Source organism: Acidianus sp. HS-5 (assembly GCF_021655615.1).
Classification (GTDB): domain Archaea; phylum Thermoproteota; class Thermoprotei_A; order Sulfolobales; family Sulfolobaceae; genus Acidianus.
On the sequence record NZ_AP025245.1, the window covers coordinates 393,719 to 410,246 of the forward strand.

A 16,528-nucleotide genomic window follows, 5' to 3' on the forward strand; every position below is an offset into this window, starting at 1 on the left:
CGTAAAATAATTATCAACGCCTTACTGGTATTTTATACTCCTAAAAGCTAGGTTATTCACTTTTATACTAAATGAAGATATAATCCCATACCCCGGCGGGGAGGCATTTAAGACCTTCGCAAAATCATCCATTCCTATCTTCTTTAATGCGTCTTCGTCAGCCCTCATTGCAATTTTTGTGTTAGTAAGTGTGAGTATTAAGTCGTTGAGGTCAGTAGGTCTGTGCGTTGCAAGTATAGTACCTATCCCCCTTACTCTGCCTAACCTCATTATCTTATTAATCAACCTCTCTAAGGGTTCCTTGTTCTCCTCTTTCCTCCCTTGCGGAAAGTATTCATGTGCTTCGTCAAATACCATTAAGTAATCCGTCTCATTCCCTTCATTCTTATAACGGTCGTCAATTATCTTAAATAGCTTATTGATAATGAGGAAGGCGGAAATTGTGGCTGAGTCTACTCCCCTCTCTAAAGCCCACCTTAAATCGACTACAGCCTTAGTTTTGAGTATTTCTTCATAGTCTGGCTCTTCATAATACCCCTTGCCGTAGGAGACGTCAATTATACCGCTCTTTGCAAGCAAATACACCGACCTTAGGATGTTGTTCTGTGTTTCTCTGTGCAATCTCCTATTCTCCATTTCTTCTGAGCATAGTTCATCCCAATTGTCTATTACTGCGTTCTTACCTACGCAGTAGTCTGAAATGTCCTTAAAGAACTCTCCCCCTTGAGGAGTAAAATATGGAGATATATCTGGCAATAGCTTATAATTATCCCACAGCCTGAAACCTACTAAGTAGACGTAAGCCTTCTTTCCTTCACTTTCTATTATGAACCTGTTTCCCTTGTCGTAAATTGCCTTAAAACCGTTTAAGTTACTCCTCTTCAGGAAAACGTCGAGGAACTCCATTACGCCCATCTGATAGTCCCTAGTTACTGGTACAATTATTGAACCTCCCATGTTTACTGCAGGGGTTATGTAGTCACCTTGTATGTCAAAAACTATTAACGGTGAGGTAGAGTTCTTCATTATTACCTTTAGGGCGTTCGTCTTTCCCGCTCCAGTAGTCCCGACTATTAAGACGTGGTGCTTTAAAGCTTCTTTACTCAGCTTAACATCGACTTCTATTTCCCTATAACCTTCCACTACTTTCCCTACGCTTATCCCTTCTTCTGGTACACCTAGCATTTCCTTTATGAAGTCAATTGACGGGAGGAATACTGGGCTCTGGGGGTCTATTGGTGACGATGGCGGATTGACTTCTCCTTCCACTTCTTCTGAAAGGAGTTCCACTGTAATGACTAGTGGAGTTAAAAGCCCGCTTGCGTTCTCCAAAGGAGTTAACGAAGGTACCTTTGAAATTGCTAAAATATCCTGCCTTGCCACAGCCTTTACCCTTGCAAGCATTAAAGTCTTAGACACGGGCAAAGAGATTCCAAGATAAGAGCCTATGAGTATCCTGCTTTTTAAGTAAGTATCGAAGGATACTTCTATCTTAACTTCCCTCTCTTCTTCTCCGTACTCTGCAGGATAAACCCTTGAGACCATGCCTATTATTTCTCCTTTTACTCTCTTCTTTGCGTCTTCTATTAACGAAGGTATATCTGCCACCTTACTCACCAGTATCAACGTTTGCTAACTTCAAGCTTTCCCAGTCGTCGTAATTGACTCCTGTAGTCTCTTTGGCTATGTTAAAGGCGAAGATAAAAGCCGAGGCGCTCAACTTCTTTGAAATCCTGTCAGCGACTTCAATGAACTCCGGTATCCCCCTAAATGAGGAGTATTTTATTGAAGTGGAGACACCTTTGCAAAGGAGTCCCCTTTCCGTGCTCTCTACTCTAAACACTCCGTTTCTGACTTTCACGTAAACCATGTACCTTGTGAAATCTTCACTTTCCTCTTTCAATACCGGGGTGAGGAATACATCCTTTCCCCTGCCAAGGAATTCAACTATTACGTCGTCTGTAGCGTTGTATAAGTTTTTTGGTATAGCCAAGCCAGATCTCCTAAGTTTTCTGGTGTAATTTAGCCTCTTAACTACGCCTATAAGTTTCTCCTTTTTGCGTTGTCTTGCTAAAGTAATGAATGCAGACCTGTAAGGTTCTCCTACCATCTGTAAGTAAGGTCCTGGGACTACTGGGCCGTCGACTATTGCAACGTAGGACGACTTTTCGATCGCGTAATTCTCTAGTAATATCCTCAACTCGTCTAGTATGTTGTCATCCTTATAATTCTCGTCGTATGGCACGTCGTTCACATTCTTAGTCAATACTATGTCGTGGATAGTGTTATCTATTATATTCCTCACCTCTTCAGATGCCTTTATTGCCATGAAAGGTAAGTCGGTCTGGAGGGGTATCATTATTTGTTCTTCTACTAAGTTAGCGTAAAGGGAGGCAAAATATATGTTTGCTCCCCTGACGCTTATCATCCTGGATGAGGAGTCTAGGTACGCAAACTTATCGAGAGGCTCGCAGTCCTCAAGTTCTCCTTCAACTTCTACCGGTGTAGAATCTTCAATGTTTACTGGGGGAGAAACCCCTAAGTAAGGCTCGTCAAATGATGTGAGTAAGCTGAAGAGCGACTTTATTGTTTCCGCAAACTCCATAGTATTTTATTGGTCACGAAAATTATATGTATTGTGGTGTCAATAGGCGTTAAGCCTCGTTTTTCTTAAATCGATTTGATAAAAATTGTCCCATAAAGCATTCAATTGACGGAAAGGTTAGAAGTCTGAAGATTTAGACCACTTGTATAAAAATTAAGGAATTAATAATACCCATTACTAACGTGAGAAAGAACTTAATAAAAAACATATATAGAACGTTTGCTTTGAATAATTTTAATCTTAAAGGGTGAGATAACTAAAAATAATGTAAACAATTATTTTTGAGGCTTTTAAGGCTAACACCAAATAAACGCTTACCTTATATTTTAGTAAAAAGGTTGACGATTTCCTTACGGTTCTAAGGGAATTTCTCTTCATAAATTCGTGTAATATTCAATGGAGAGATCTTATGCTTTACAGTGAGTATTGCTAAGGTTACGTGACAACGATTTTCCAATAAATGCTACTATACTTTTCCCTAATAGGCTATACTATTTAATTCATTCTACCTCTCTATCTCCATGGAACCTTTAAATCTGCCTCAATTTTGGGTATTGCGACGTCACATATCGTTGGTTCACTTGACCTCAAGTACGTGGGTTGCTGAACTCCTCCTTAGAATATTTCGTTACAAGTATAAAAATATTTTATGAGATAATCTTTAGCTCCTTGTCTTTAGCGTAAATGAAAGTAGACCTGCTGTTAGTTCCATGATTATGACTATGATGCCAGCAATTACTATCGTCCTGGAATCTGAAAATAAACTGCCAAGAAATACTGGAATGAAGGCTACGCCTACGTTAGATATTACGCTATACATTGATGTTGCGACTCCGGCCTCTGCGGGGTCTTTAACGTAATTCATGGTAGAGGTTAGTGTCATTGACCAATACGCGTTTCCGAAGAATCCGAAGATGAAATAACTTGAAGAAATTAAAAGAATGCTAACAGTAAATTCTAGACCGTATACGACTAACACTGCCGATAAGAAGGTTAAACTTCCAGACAATACTATTCCTATTCTGGTATTGTAATTCTCAAATATAGTAGGTAAGATTATAGCACCGAGTGCTGATCCCAGTAATGATAAACCACTAAATAACCCTCCTAGGGCTACAGCTGCAATGGCAAATAATCCGTGTAGTTCTAAGACTACTGATCCTATGCTCCCAAGCATTACTAGAATTGAGGATATTGCTAATCCTATATACCAGTTTTTAACCATCCCTACCTTAAAAGCTCCTCTTAATGACCTAGTATAATATTTAGGATAATCCTTAATTCCTACTAAAATGAGGAATAAGCTAATAGCAGATAGTATTGCCGGTGTGAGCATAGTTAATCTAAAGCCTAATGATTCATAAATTGATGGCCCTAAGAAAGAGCCTATTGACATTCCTAAAAAGAGAATACCTACGCTTATTCCTACAAAAGTGTGAGGTTTCTTCTTGAAAATAGCTTCGGCAATACTTCCTACTGGTGCTATAGCCAAGGGATAGCCTATTGCGGCTATTATAGAGAATATTAAAAATAAGGTAAAATTTGATGAAAATCCTCTACCAAGAAGTCCTATGAAAGTTAATAATGCAGAAGAGTATAAGGACGTCTTTACTGTAAATTTTGCTGAAATATAGCCTGCTAATAATCCTAATATCGCCATAGTATACCCGTAAGCTGATATTATGAATAATGCCGAGGTTAAGGGAATGTTAAACCTAGAAACTATAACTTCTACCAAGGGGGCTAAGATAAACCAACCAAAACCTATTGAAAAAACGAGAACCCAATATGGAATTATTTTGGGCAACATTTCATTAAAGGCATTGAACAAGTTTTATAAAAAGTTAATCCCACATAAGCTTGAATGGTCTAATTTATCTTGTACGATGAAATCAAATATTTTCTTTATTTTCATTAAATAAATGTCTTCACTCTTCCCTTCCTTATTTTCGGAACGCAGTTCCTTTACGAAATGCTCTCTTCGAGCTTGCCGTAATGTGTTAGTATTTCTGATTACTGTATGGATTTGTTTTGCGCACTACTTCAATCTTCTTAGAAGTTAAGCTCATTAAATTTTTATTATACTTAGTTAGACCCTGGAGGTTAATGGTAAGCATGAGACATTACATAGCTATCTAACCTGTGAAACGTGAGAATCACAGTGTTGTTACATATATACTAATTACCTTGGCCTTCAAGGTCTAACAAGTATAAATTAATCGTTAATTTAAAAGTGAGTCTAACGTCAACTTTGATGAAAATTGAAACTGCCTATAAAGCAGTACCTATCTTGAGTTACTATGATTGTTATTCCTTCTGTTATTTTCCTTATTCGATATCCTTCCAAAGTATCGTCTGTTTTTCTCTGACGTGTTCCTTAAGGAATTATCCTAAATATGGAAAAATTCCAACCCGAGTTAACGGAAAGTTTAAACACGAAAATAATTCATAATAACCGTTGAGACAGAATTACTTAATACTAGTTATTTCCTAATTTACGGAAAAAGGACTTGACTTAAATGATCACACTACTGACTAGTACTAGCTTTTCCTTGGCAAGTTTTCTTACTCTAGTCTTTAATTGGTTATTCTTCAGACCTCTAAAGTTATTGTAAAGGTACCAGAGTATTAGATGGTCGTCATCCCTCATTTTCATTAAGTGCTTTGGAATACTATGTACTTCTTTTTTGCATATTGGGCAGCAGTCCATATTACTGTGGTTCTTCACGAAGTGCTTCCTTAGCCCTGTCATAGTGTTGAATGCCTTTTTACAGACTGGGCAATAATAGCCCAAGCTAGGTACACCTTAACTGTTTACACTTTAATTCTATGCTTAGTATTTAATTCAAAACAGTAGGTAGAGCGAAGAGACATAAAACAGACTGAAAGAGTACTAACTACCACGATACTAAATTTTCCAGCCATTGCTTATAAGTTTTTCTATCCCTTATTTGTTAAAAGGTATTAATTTTTTCCGTAACTTATTTTAGCAAAGAACTAAAAAAGATAAGGAGAAGTAAAAAAGTAAATTGAAAACTATCTCGTTCTCTACGTATTTAAAGAAATCTCCTATTTATAAATCTTCTTTTTAGCCTTGTATAATGCATAGATGTTATTTGAAGTTATTATAGATTCCAGAATTGTGTCGGCATAGATTAAGATCTCTAGTTCCGGGAACATGACAGCTAAGAGTAAAGCTAACGTTGATAGACCGAATTTATACATAGCCAGTATGAAGGGGTTAATAAGAGACGAAGCAAATGGATTCATTTCCTCTGCGCCTAACTTTAGGCCTAGTATAGTAGTGAAATAGTCGTCGAACTGGAAACCATAGAATAGTAGTATGTTATAAGGAGGGATCATTATTATAAATCTTTATGTGCTTAAAATAAAATTTGTGACAACAGTTGTATACAAGATGAGGAAAGTCTCATTGTTTAACTCTACGTGTTCTTAAGTTAAACTTTAAAAGGGAGAAGGAGAAGACATTATTATGTATAAGCTTAAGATTCACAAGAAAGGTATCATAGTAATTCCGAAGGAAATAAGGGATAAGCTGAACTTGAAAGAAGGTGATGAGGTTAACGCGGTCTTTGACGACGAGGGAATTTACATTTTTCCTAAAGAGGACATAAGGAAGTTCTTCGGCAGTGATAAGGATGCTTTAAAAGCCCTTGAAATTCTTGAGGAGGAGAGGAGAAAGGAAGGCAGTACTTGATGCCTCTGCTCTCATTCTTTATTTTTACGGTAATAAGGAGGTAAAAGATGTTATAGAAAATAACGAAGACTACGTAAACACCGTTAACCTAACTGAGTTCCTTTATGCTTATACTAAGGTAAAGGGGTGGAAGGAAGCCCTCTATAAGTACACTCTAGTGAGGAATTCTTTTAAGATCTTGGACATAAGTGACGAAATAATTAGGATTTCAGCAAAGTTGAAGATTAAGTATAACCTCTCCCTTGGAGATTCCTTCCTCTTATCTTCTGCTAAGAGCATTAACGGAGTCGCGGTAACTAGTGATCATGAACTTAAGAAAGTTAATGAAGTTAAGGTTAAGCTTGTCACTGTTAGAAGTAATTGAGAGAACATTAACTGTTAAGTAACTTGTATGCAACTACTCCGGAGATTGCAAACAAGCTAACGACTTCTGTAACAAGTACGCTTAATGAAGAGAAGTCCAAAGAGGTGTAAAAACCATAAGCTACTATCAAGAGGCTCACTATTGAAGATAACCTGAGTATCCCCTTCTTAAATAGTGCTACTGAAGAGAAGAAAATGCCTAACGAAACGTAAAGTGAGGCTAAAGAAGGTACGATCGTGTATAAATAATAAGTATATGGATTAATTAAGCTCGCAAGCGTCATTGCAGAGAACGCCAATACGATTACCTTGTTATTAACGATTTTCTTTATTGCATAAAATTCTACAATAATTAATGAAAATGCACTGAACGAGGAAACGTAAAATATTAATTTAGGCACAACAAAAAGTGTAGAAATTGCCATTAGTCCTACTGCAATAAAGTAAGCGTAAAAGACTACCTTACTGTCGTCCTTCCCGTTTTTAGCAAAAGGTGTTAAGGTTATGCATATGAATACCTCTGAAGTAGGTAAAATTTGTGAGAAATTTAACGAGAGATCTCTCATTTGCCAACCTATAGGGATCGAAAAGAGGATTTGCAAAAATGAGGAAAATAGGAGGAATAAGAGTTCAGAGTTGGTTAAAACAATTAAACTTACAGCTACTGTAAGTGAGACTAGCGTAAATGACGCTAAAACTCCGTTTAACTGTAGGATGTAATAAACTATGTAGTCCACGGTATAGCTAAGGTAAAGGAAATATGAGAAGAACCAGAAATAAATGAAAGCCGTGTTAAACTTGTTAGGTAAGTATTCGTAAAGTCCTTTCCCTCCTTTTATCTCGGCAGTCACTCTGTAGATAATGTAGACTGTAGGGAGGAAGAGTATTGATGAAAGCAGGACGTCTAATGGAGAAAGGCCGTTAGAGAATTGGGCAACTAAAGCTAATGGACCACCTATTGATGCCAGAGAATAAGAAAAGAGAAAAAGGTTTTCCTTTTTCATTTATCCCCACACGTAACTTGATGAGGAACTAGATGAAGTACTGGTTGATGATGAAGTAGTGGTTGTTGATGACGAAGTGCTTGTATGCGTACTGCTGGTTGATGATGTACTACTCGTAGTTGTGTGCATCATTGCCATTCCGAAGAATACTCCTCCTATTATTATGATTATTATAGAAAGCCCTAGGAGGACTACCTTTTTTGCGTCCATTTTTATCTATAGATGTTATTCTCCTCAATTAATATAAATCTTTTCCTAATTTATGTAATTTAATTTAACTTTGGATTTGGGAAAAGTTTTATAAAATAGGATAAGAATAGTTGGTCATGCTGAAGCAAAATTCAATTATAGTTGGGATAGTTGGAGGAGTACTATCCTTTATCTGGGCTTATGACCACATTCCATTGTATAATCTCAGTTTTCTGCCCTACGGAATAAGAGCATTTTTCGTGATAGACTCAGTAATATCTATACTTGCGGGGGTAGTCATGATCTTACTCTTCAAACTCGCTTATATAAAAATTCTTTACATACTAAACTTAGTATATTGGTGGATAAACTACCTACTCTTAACTCTTACCAGAGTGTTACCTGCTCCTTTAATAGGCAAGCCTTTACCTAACACGGGAGGTCCTGCATTAATTGCCTTCATATTGGATATACTACTTATAATAGTCTCAACAGTTATAGTTTATATGAGCGGCTGATATGCAGGATTAACGAAAGTATTTTTAGCAAAAATTAATAATTTCTTTTCCTTTTTTCCTATATTATTCTTTCTGTATGTGAGTAAATATTAAAACTGTCACCTCTTAGGAAACCTATAAGAGTCACTCTAGCTTCCTCAGCCATTTGAACTGCTAAGCTTGTAGGTGCGGAGATTCCAGCTATTATCGGTATTCCTGCCTTTATTCCTTTGCTTACTATTTCGTACCCTAATCTACCGCTGACTAGGAGTATACATTCGTCTGCAGGAACCCCTTTCTCCAGCAATAAACTTCCTACGATTTTATCTACAGCGTTATGCCTCCCTACGTCTTCATATATCTTTAACAGCTTACCAGATGAGTTAAAAAGTGCAGCAGCATGGAGCCCACCAGTCACGTTAAAAGCGTTCTGATTTTCCCTCAGTATTTCTGGGAGGGAAAAGATTACTTTCCTATGAACCTTCAGGTTGCTTTTAAGAATTGAAATTGTATAAAGTAATGCCCTTCCGCAGACGCCACAACTGGAATTTACAATAATGTCCCTAGCCTTTACTCCTGAAAGCCTGTTTACCCATACCTCTACTGTGTTGCTTCCTCTTTCTACCACTTTTTTCACGTCCTCAATACCGTTTATTACTCCCTCTGAGTAAAGGAACCCCAAAGAAAGTTCCTTATCGTTTCCAGGAGTCCGCATTACCACGGCGAAAGTCTCACAACTGTCCTTACACACCTTCAAGTGCATTGGTTCCTCTACAGCTATGTAATCCTCTCCTTCTATGTTCTCTTCTTCCCTTATTCTCTCAAGGTTTATTTTCTTTATTTGCACTTCCTATCGCCTTAAGCACCTTTAGGATCAAGAATATTCCTCTCCTAACGTCAGGGTCTTGGAGTTCCTTAAATATGTCTGAAAACTTTATTTCTCCTACTTCTTCCTTTCCGCTGAGGACACCGTATATAACGCTCAGATTCTTTACAATTTCCTGTTCTGAAAGAAGGGCTAGGTTCTCGTCCAGTTTTTCCGTAACTCCTACCAAGAAAGGTAATATCCCTGTCCTTTGGAGTGCTCTGACAAACTTCAGAAGGCTCTCTATTGCTTCCTTATTATTTATTATATCCTCAATTAACTCGTCAGCGGTTTGAACTCCTTCCTCTTCCATTTCTTATCTACCTCTATTCCCATTTGTTTTCTCCTCTCATTTACGTGGAACCTCCAGTTGTCAGAAGGTAGGGGAGCAGTTCCTCTTCCTTCCTCTACCTTTTCTATCATAACCGGAGTATCCTTATAACCTGGAGTACCGCTCGCTTTATCTATAACTACTCCAGTCAAGTTGTTTACACCCTTTGATGGTTCTGAAGCATAAAGCGGGATGAATATTTCATCTCCTGATACTCTTTCACTTATTAGTGCCTTAGCTTTTATCTCTCCTCCAAACTTAGACTTAACCAGTATTAGGTCTCCATTCTTTATTGAGTATTTCTCTGCTAGCTCCTTGGATATTTCCACGAAAGTTTCCGGCACTCTTCTCCTCAGTCCTTCTACTCTTCTAGTCATGTTCCCTACGTGGAAGTGCTCTAGTACTCTTCCAGTGTTCACAGTAATTTTATGGACTTCGTCCTTCAGTGCAGGAGGCTTCCAGCCGATCGGGTAAAGAATTGCTTTCCCGTCCTCAGTAGCAAAACTTTTAGTGTATAACAACGGAGTATCAACTTCATCGACAGGCCATAATAGACTTCTAAACTCTTCGAGCCTTGAGTAGTTAACTCCTGCAAATATTGGGCAAACTCTCGCAATCTCATCCATTATTTCGGACGGATGCTTATAGTTCCAATTTGCTCCTAAAGCGTTTGCTACCATTTGGATTATTTCCCAATCCGGCTTAGACTCTCCTAGAGGATCCATAGCCTTGTAGAACCTCTGAATTCTCCTTTCAGTATTCACGAATGTTCCGTCTTTTTCCAGACTTGCAGCTGCGGGCAAAACTACGTCTGCCAGCTTTGCAGTTTCTGTCATGAACATGTCTTGAACGACTAAGAAATCAACTTTTTCTAGGGCTTCCCTAGTTAAAGGAGTCCCGCAGTCAACCATTACCGTATCCTCTCCCACAATATATAACGCGTGAGTTTTGCCTTCCAGCACTCCCTCAATCATTTGCGGTATCTGCAAACCGGGGGAAGGATTTAGTTTTGCCTTCCAAGCTTCCTCGAACTTACTCAATTTATCGAACTTCTGGTATCCCGGAAGATACACCGGCAAACAACCGAAGTCGCTCACCCCTTGAACGTTATTATGTCCCCTCATTGGAAATGCACCACTACCTGGCTTTCCGTAATTCCCTGTTATTAGCAATAAATCGGAGATTATTGTTGAAGTGTCTGCACCTCCTAAGTGTTGCGTAACTCCCATTCCCCAGAGCGCCGTAACGCTTTTAGCTTCATGGATCATCTCAGCCAATTTGATTATCTGCTCCTTAGGAACTCCGCTTATGCTTTCTACGTAATCTAGAGTAAAACCCTTTATTGATTCCTTGAACTCTTCAAACCCTTTTACTCTCTCCTTTATGAATTTCTCATCCTCCCAACTCTGGCTAATAATGTAGTTAACAACTCCGGCTATTACTGCAGCATCAGTCCCGGGCTTAGGTCTTATGAATAAGTCAGCCCTTTCAGCCATTTCGTGCTTTCTAACGTCTATTACCACAACTTTTGCTCCCCTTATTTTCTGTGCCCTCTTTATTTTACTCCCTATTACTGGGTGGCTTTCTGTAGTGTTATGCCCTACTATGATTATTAGGTCGGAATACTCTGTGATGTCCTTTATTGTACCTGAGTCTGCTCCTATTCCTACAGTCCTCCAAAGACCTACGGTAGCAGGAGATTGACAATATCTAGCTGAATTATCAACGTTATTAGTCCCTATTACTGCCCTTGCTAACTTCTGGAGTAAATAAGCTTCCTCGTTGCTCATCTTATCTGACGCAATAAAGCCTATTGAGTCCGGGCCGTACTTTTCCTTAATTTCCCTCAGCTTCTTTGCAATGTGTTCTATTGCCTCACTCCAGCTAGCTTCTCTAAAGTGGTCTCCTTCCCTTATTAACGGTTTAGTAAGTCTTTCACTACTGTTTACGAATTCAAGACCGAACTTCCCCTTTACGCAAGTTAAGATCCCGTTAGCTGGGGATTCAGGCTTAGGTTCTACTTTCAGTATCTTCCTCTCCTTCGTCCAGACCTCAAAGGAACAGCCTACTCCGCAATAAGGACAAACTGTCTTTGTCTTCTTTATCTGGGTTTCTCTAGCCTTTGCTTCTATCTCGCTGAAAGTCATTAGTAAACTGAAGTCCTCCTCAGCTTTGCCCAGCGAGTCTATTATCTTTTTCTTAACGTCTTTCTTTATCCAGGTAAAGAAGCCTGCCTCACCCAGCATACTCTTCTCCATTAATGCATTAACCGGACAAACTGTAACACAAGTACCGCAGTTAACGCATGAGGAGTCACCTATCTTATTGTCTGCGGAGTCCCATACTACTCTCGGAGGGTTCAGGTCCCAATTTATCCATATAACTTCATTTACTGCAAAATCTTGGCAAGCTTCTACACACCTACCGCAAAGGATGCATTGGGAAGGGTCGTAGACGTAAAACGGGCCTGAGTCGTCCAAAGGATAAGGCTTTTCTACATAGTTTTGAGAATTTATGTTAAGCTTCAGTACAGCCTCGTGGAGAGAGCAGTCCCCATTGTTGTTCTCGCATATTGTACAGTATAATTTATGGTATCTAAGTATTCTTTCTACTGCCTTCTTTCTGTTTTCTATTGCTTTTCTAGAGTTTACTGAAATCCTCATTCCTTTCTGAACTTTAGTTGAGCAAGCCCTTGCCAGTTTTCCATCAACTTCTACCAAGCAAGTGTCACAGCTTTGCAGGGGTGCTAATCCTTCATTGTAACATATGTGAGGTATATAAATCCCTCGCGTTTTTAGTAGGTGAAGTATTGTCTCTCCTTCGTTAGCGTTAATTTCTGTATTGTCGAGAAATACCTTGAGAGACATGAGTTTAATTTCATTATTTAAGTTAAAAAGTTAGTCTTCATTACTTTTTAAAAGTTTTCTTTATTTGCAAATATATATTAAATATGTTATTACGTAAGATATTGATATAAAGCTAAGGATTTTAGACATTACGCGGTTTCAATTAACGACTTTGATTCTGAAGGAAAGTTTAGCTTATAAATTTTTGAAAAAGTATACAGTTAGGATGCCCTCAATAAAACCCTTGATGACGCAAGGGATAAAGAGTTACAAAGCAAAGGACTATTCTTCCGCTTATAAGTTCTTTGAAGAAGCATTGAGAGTTTTCCCAACAAGTGACGAATATTCGTCTGAAGATGGAGAATACCTCTACAGAGATACAATGAGGTGGAAGGGATTAACTGAGATCAAATTAGGAAAACTGGATAAAGCAGTTTCAACATTGGAGGACTTAGCAAATAGGTTAAATTACGATTCGCCTGAAGTAGTCTATTTTCTGGCTTTAGCTAAGTATTATTACTCTTATTTTCTCCCTCCCACGACTTCTAAGATAAGCACATTAACTTCAGCATTAAACGGACTGAGAACCGTTTATTCTGAAACAAGTGAATACAAGAGCAATTTCATAACGCTGATGGCTTTAATATACACTGAGCTTAAAGAGCCAGATGAGGCAATGGACTTACTTCGCTTAAGTAAAGCCTCTGGTCTAGTATTGAAGATAGCCTGGGCTCACGTACAAAGGTTTATGAAGAATTTCAATACAGCAATTATGGAGATAGATAAATTACTTAAGCATGAACCTAATAACATAGATGCATTACTGGAGAAGTCCTTAATTTTGAAGGATCAAGGAGATTATTCGCAATGTTTAGTCATTTTAGATAAAGTCTTAAAGCTGGAGCCTACCAACGTCATTGCCAAGCTATTTAAGGCTGAAGTCCTGGAGCTTACGGGAAAGAAAGGAGAGGCACTCTCCTTGTATTCCCAGCTCGATAAAACTCTTTACAGTCCTTTAGTTATGCTCGAGATCAAGAAGCTTTCAGTTTCTTCATCTCCCGTTTCAAGGATATTAACTCCTGTAAAGCTCACTAGTTGGGATCCTAAAGTATGGATAGGAAAGACCCTCTCAATATACGAAGTTAAGGAAATTTTAGGAGAAGGAGGTAACGGATACGTTTTAAAGGCTACGGCACCGGGAGGAGAAGAGGTTGCAATAAAAATTCTAAAGATCTACTCAGGGATGCCTGAGGAGTACTTTGATACATTAGTAAATGAGGCAAATAGTTTATCATCACTTTCAAGCAACCCTGCTATTGTTAAGATTTATGCGGTATACGTAGATAAGTTAGTTATAAAGGAGATTATGAGTGGTAACTTAAAGTTCTACGAGAGAGATCCTCCGAGGATTGTAATGGAGTTCATGAAAGGTGGTACGCTTTCCGAACTGCTAAGGGATGATAATTTCTTCTATTCATCTAAGTGGAATAAAACAGTTTACAGAGCCATATCTACAGTGGTGGGAGCACTTTACCAAATGCATACTTCTGGTTTCGTACATATGGATATTAAGCCTCAGAATATATTCCTCACAGAAAAGCCTAACTGTCCTGCAGAACTGGAGAAAGTTAACTTCAAGCTAGGAGATTTAGGTAGTGCAGTAAGGGTAGGAGATAAAGTAACTCAACTTACTGTGGAGTATGTAAGCCCGGAAGCTTACTTAGAGACTGCAAGGCCTTACTTTGATATATTCTCTTTAGGAATGACTATGTATGTTCTGCTGACTAGGAAAACTGATAGACCCGACTTACAGGAAATGGAAGAGGCTTTCAAATGTTATCAAAAAGGTGACTTTACTTGTGTAAAGGGTATGGTAACAAAAGCTCAGGAGAAGTTAAAGTTCTGGGATCCTAATGTACCGCAGGAAGTAAAACCCCTCATAAAGTCAATGACAGATCCTAGTCCATTAAGGAGACCTGCGTCAGCCGAGGTGCAGAAGTATTTAATGAAGATTTAAGTGATCAACTACAAGATTTTTGTAATCAACAAAAACGGAAGTATAAGCAATGCTAAGAGAATGGTTAAGAAGAAAAATATTAGGACTACTGCTATTGCTCCTCTTCTGCTTAAACCAAAAAGCCTGGAAATTCCATACATTCCTGCAAAATACACCAAAGCTACGATGAAAGAGTTCAATGGTGTATTTATATGCAATGAAGATAGTAAGTCTGACAGCCCTAAGGTTTCCAAAGGAGTGTACACGAAGAGTAGGAAAAAACCTAAGCGTATGTATCTTCTTACTCCTGGATGTCTTCTCCCTGGACTGTAGCTTATTGATTTACGGTATGAGTAAGTCTTTGGTTTCTTACTGACCTTTTGTTGTATCTTCTTGTTAATCCTTTTCTGATAATAATGTTTCGCAAGTTCCTTGAAGCCTTCATCGTAAAGTGATTTTTCCTTCCTATTCATTTTACGGTATTCTGGATCCTTGTAATCTAACCATAAATCTTCCATAAGTATTATGTTAATTAAAAAATAAAAATATTTAATGTTCACACTGGCTTTGTGGACTTCAATTTTTATCAATATAAGGCTTACTTTTAACCCAACGTATGATTTTGAATTTAAGAAAAATTAACCAGCCTAACACTCAAAGAAGAGACTAACAGATCACTCATCCTTTGTAAGAGAAAATTAATCTTGGTTCTAAGCTCAAGTGTAGGCAGAGCGTAAAGCTAGACAACCCTCATTCTCCACATAAAGCGAGGTAATACATTTTTTATGTATTAAAAAGTACTATAACCTTAACTTGATTATGAACTCTAGTTAGAGGGAAAATTGTCTAAGTCGATGTGCAAATAGCTATAGTTTATAAGTCCTATTTTCTACCATTTCTTGTGGAATCCAAAATCCCTACGGTAGAAAAGAACAAGGACGGTTACATAAGGGTTAGGTTACTCGAGTGCCTGCAAGAGCTCGAATTATCATTATTAATGCTTAAAGAGGGCTTTAGCAGGAATTCTGCAGGTAAAGCGTTCATAGCGTGGAAGGCATTTATTAGTGCACTAGTCGCATTAAATCTGGACAAGATGTATAGAGACGAGAAAGAGAAGGAATGGTATTATAAGACCGGTTTTCTCGCCCCAATTAAGGGACTAAAGGGTATTTCACAAAGGCTTGAGGAATTGGGTTATGAAGTTGTAGACACGACTTCGACTGCTCTTACGTTACACCGTTACGTTTACAACGGGCTGTATAAAGGTGCAAGCGATTACGCTGACAGGGATGAGGCTGTAAATGACATTTTACATCTGGTTAATAAGACGCTGGCACTACTTAAAGAGTACTTTAAGGACAGGTGGAATGAGGAAATGGAAGCTCTTTATAGAAAGGTGGAGGAAGAGTTGAAAGATTTAACGGGCAAGAAGTCTGTTACTTAGTCAAAATAAGTTGCTCTAGGATGCAGAAAAAATAAATTATGAAGAACTAAGAGCAATTTTTTGATTAGGAAGGTGTGGAGATAAAAATGGAGTGAACTAAGGAGAACCTATTTAGTCAACATTTCCAATGAAATACTGAACATTACTACCAAGAACTCAAGTAATTTGGGGTTTACACAAATAGTTTTGCCTAGGTGCTACACCACCTTTATGTGCGATGATGTGATAATATATAACATTATTTCGTACTATATTATGTTCTTAAGGTTTCATGCAGTATACAGGATTAATTATATAATAGTATATTATAATATCTATCTTAGTAGTCCTATTATAGGAATTTTAATCTTCTAGTACTCCTGATTTAGTTATGGGAATATCGGTATTTTATTGGCCTCAATCAGTTTGTCGTTAGGAACTGGATAAGTATAGGTTACTTTAAACTGCTGAGGAAAAATTTCTTTCTGAATTGAGATAGAATTCAATTTTAATCCTCCTATCTTATTACCCGTTACTATAACAATATGTATGGGCATTAAATGAGGGATTTCTAATTTGCCAATATTTTCACTATAACTTATTGAATAAGATGACAGTGAAAACGCCCTCCACAAAAGATTTACTGTCTAGAATAATGATAACACTTTATAAACACAAAATAATAATAAAA

General features: G+C 37.9%; 17 protein-coding genes. 5 read left to right on the forward strand and 12 right to left on the reverse strand.

Annotated elements, in window-relative coordinates:
• Positions 1–21: 21 nt before the first annotated feature.
• From HS5_RS02095 to HS5_RS02115, 5 genes are all read right to left on the reverse strand, one after another.
• Positions 22–1,608 carry an ATP-binding protein gene (locus HS5_RS02095; protein ID WP_236752426.1) on the reverse strand — a complete coding sequence of 529 codons (1,587 nt, stop codon included), beginning with the start codon at positions 1,606–1,608 and terminating at the stop codon, positions 22–24.
• A 1-nt stretch (position 1,609) separates the two neighbouring features.
• A complete protein-coding gene (locus HS5_RS02100; protein WP_236752427.1) occupies positions 1,610–2,605 on the reverse strand; it encodes a DNA double-strand break repair nuclease NurA in 996 nt (331 codons plus the stop codon).
• A gap of 661 nt (positions 2,606–3,266) precedes the next feature.
• Positions 3,267–4,415: an MFS transporter gene (locus tag HS5_RS02105; RefSeq protein ID WP_236752428.1), complete on the reverse strand. Its 1,149-nt coding sequence runs from the start codon at positions 4,413–4,415 to the stop codon at positions 3,267–3,269.
• Between the two features lie 705 nt (positions 4,416–5,120).
• The gene (locus tag HS5_RS02110) at positions 5,121–5,399 is read right to left on the reverse strand and encodes a hypothetical protein (protein ID WP_236752429.1); all 279 of its coding nucleotides are present in this window, start codon (positions 5,397–5,399) and stop codon (positions 5,121–5,123) included.
• Positions 5,400–5,674: 275 nt separating this feature from the next.
• Entirely contained in the window at positions 5,675–5,968 is a 294-nt protein-coding gene (locus HS5_RS02115; protein ID WP_236752430.1) for a DUF5658 family protein, read from the reverse strand.
• A 130-nt stretch (positions 5,969–6,098) separates the two neighbouring features.
• On the opposite strand from HS5_RS02115, the gene HS5_RS02120 reads away from it, so the two are divergent.
• A complete protein-coding gene (locus HS5_RS02120) occupies positions 6,099–6,323 on the forward strand; it encodes an AbrB/MazE/SpoVT family DNA-binding domain-containing protein (protein WP_236752431.1) in 225 nt (74 codons plus the stop codon).
• Entirely contained in the window at positions 6,289–6,687 is a 399-nt protein-coding gene (locus HS5_RS02125) for a type II toxin-antitoxin system VapC family toxin (RefSeq protein WP_236752432.1), read from the forward strand. Before HS5_RS02120 ends, HS5_RS02125 begins: the two co-directional genes overlap by 35 nt.
• A gap of 7 nt (positions 6,688–6,694) precedes the next feature.
• On the opposite strand, the gene HS5_RS02130 is transcribed toward HS5_RS02125, so the two are convergent.
• Complete coding sequence (locus tag HS5_RS02130) at positions 6,695–7,690, reverse strand: hypothetical protein (protein WP_236752433.1); 996 nt, start codon at positions 7,688–7,690, stop codon at positions 6,695–6,697.
• Positions 7,691–7,900 carry a sulfocyanin gene (locus HS5_RS02135; protein WP_236752434.1) on the reverse strand — a complete coding sequence of 70 codons (210 nt, stop codon included), beginning with the start codon at positions 7,898–7,900 and terminating at the stop codon, positions 7,691–7,693.
• Between the two features lie 116 nt (positions 7,901–8,016).
• Between HS5_RS02135 and HS5_RS02140 the strand changes: the two genes are divergently transcribed.
• Positions 8,017–8,397 (forward strand): hypothetical protein, encoded by a 381-nt coding sequence (locus HS5_RS02140; RefSeq protein WP_236752435.1) that lies wholly within the window; start codon positions 8,017–8,019, stop codon positions 8,395–8,397.
• 58 nt (positions 8,398–8,455) lie between these two features.
• Here the strand turns inward: HS5_RS02140 and fdhD are convergent, their stop codons facing one another.
• The 3 genes from fdhD to fdhF are packed head-to-tail and all read right to left on the reverse strand — an operon-like array spanning position 8,456 to position 12,448.
• Positions 8,456–9,223: a formate dehydrogenase accessory sulfurtransferase FdhD gene (fdhD, locus tag HS5_RS02145; protein ID WP_236752436.1), complete on the reverse strand. Its 768-nt coding sequence runs from the start codon at positions 9,221–9,223 to the stop codon at positions 8,456–8,458.
• Complete coding sequence (locus HS5_RS02150; protein WP_236752437.1) at positions 9,198–9,554, reverse strand: DUF1641 domain-containing protein; 357 nt, start codon at positions 9,552–9,554, stop codon at positions 9,198–9,200. Before HS5_RS02150 ends, fdhD begins: the two co-directional genes overlap by 26 nt.
• A complete protein-coding gene (fdhF, locus tag HS5_RS02155) occupies positions 9,518–12,448 on the reverse strand; it encodes a formate dehydrogenase subunit alpha (protein ID WP_236753447.1) in 2,931 nt (976 codons plus the stop codon). Before fdhF ends, HS5_RS02150 begins: the two co-directional genes overlap by 37 nt.
• 196 nt (positions 12,449–12,644) lie before the next feature.
• Here fdhF and HS5_RS02160 point away from each other — a divergent pair, with 196 nt between their 5' ends.
• Positions 12,645–14,435, forward strand: coding sequence for a protein kinase (locus HS5_RS02160; protein ID WP_236752438.1), 1,791 nt, complete (start codon positions 12,645–12,647; stop codon positions 14,433–14,435).
• Positions 14,436–14,443: 8 nt separating this feature from the next.
• Here HS5_RS02160 and HS5_RS02165 read toward each other — a convergent pair whose 3' ends face one another.
• On the reverse strand, positions 14,444–14,932 hold the full coding sequence (locus tag HS5_RS02165; protein ID WP_236752439.1) for a hypothetical protein: 489 nt from the start codon (positions 14,930–14,932) through the stop codon (positions 14,444–14,446).
• Between the two features lie 383 nt (positions 14,933–15,315).
• On the opposite strand from HS5_RS02165, the gene HS5_RS02170 reads away from it, so the two are divergent.
• Complete coding sequence (locus HS5_RS02170; RefSeq protein WP_236752440.1) at positions 15,316–15,858, forward strand: PaREP1 family protein; 543 nt, start codon at positions 15,316–15,318, stop codon at positions 15,856–15,858.
• 368 nt (positions 15,859–16,226) lie between these two features.
• Here HS5_RS02170 and HS5_RS02175 read toward each other — a convergent pair whose 3' ends face one another.
• Positions 16,227–16,472, reverse strand: coding sequence for a hypothetical protein (locus tag HS5_RS02175; RefSeq protein WP_236752441.1), 246 nt, complete (start codon positions 16,470–16,472; stop codon positions 16,227–16,229).
• Positions 16,473–16,528: the final 56 nt, after the last annotated feature.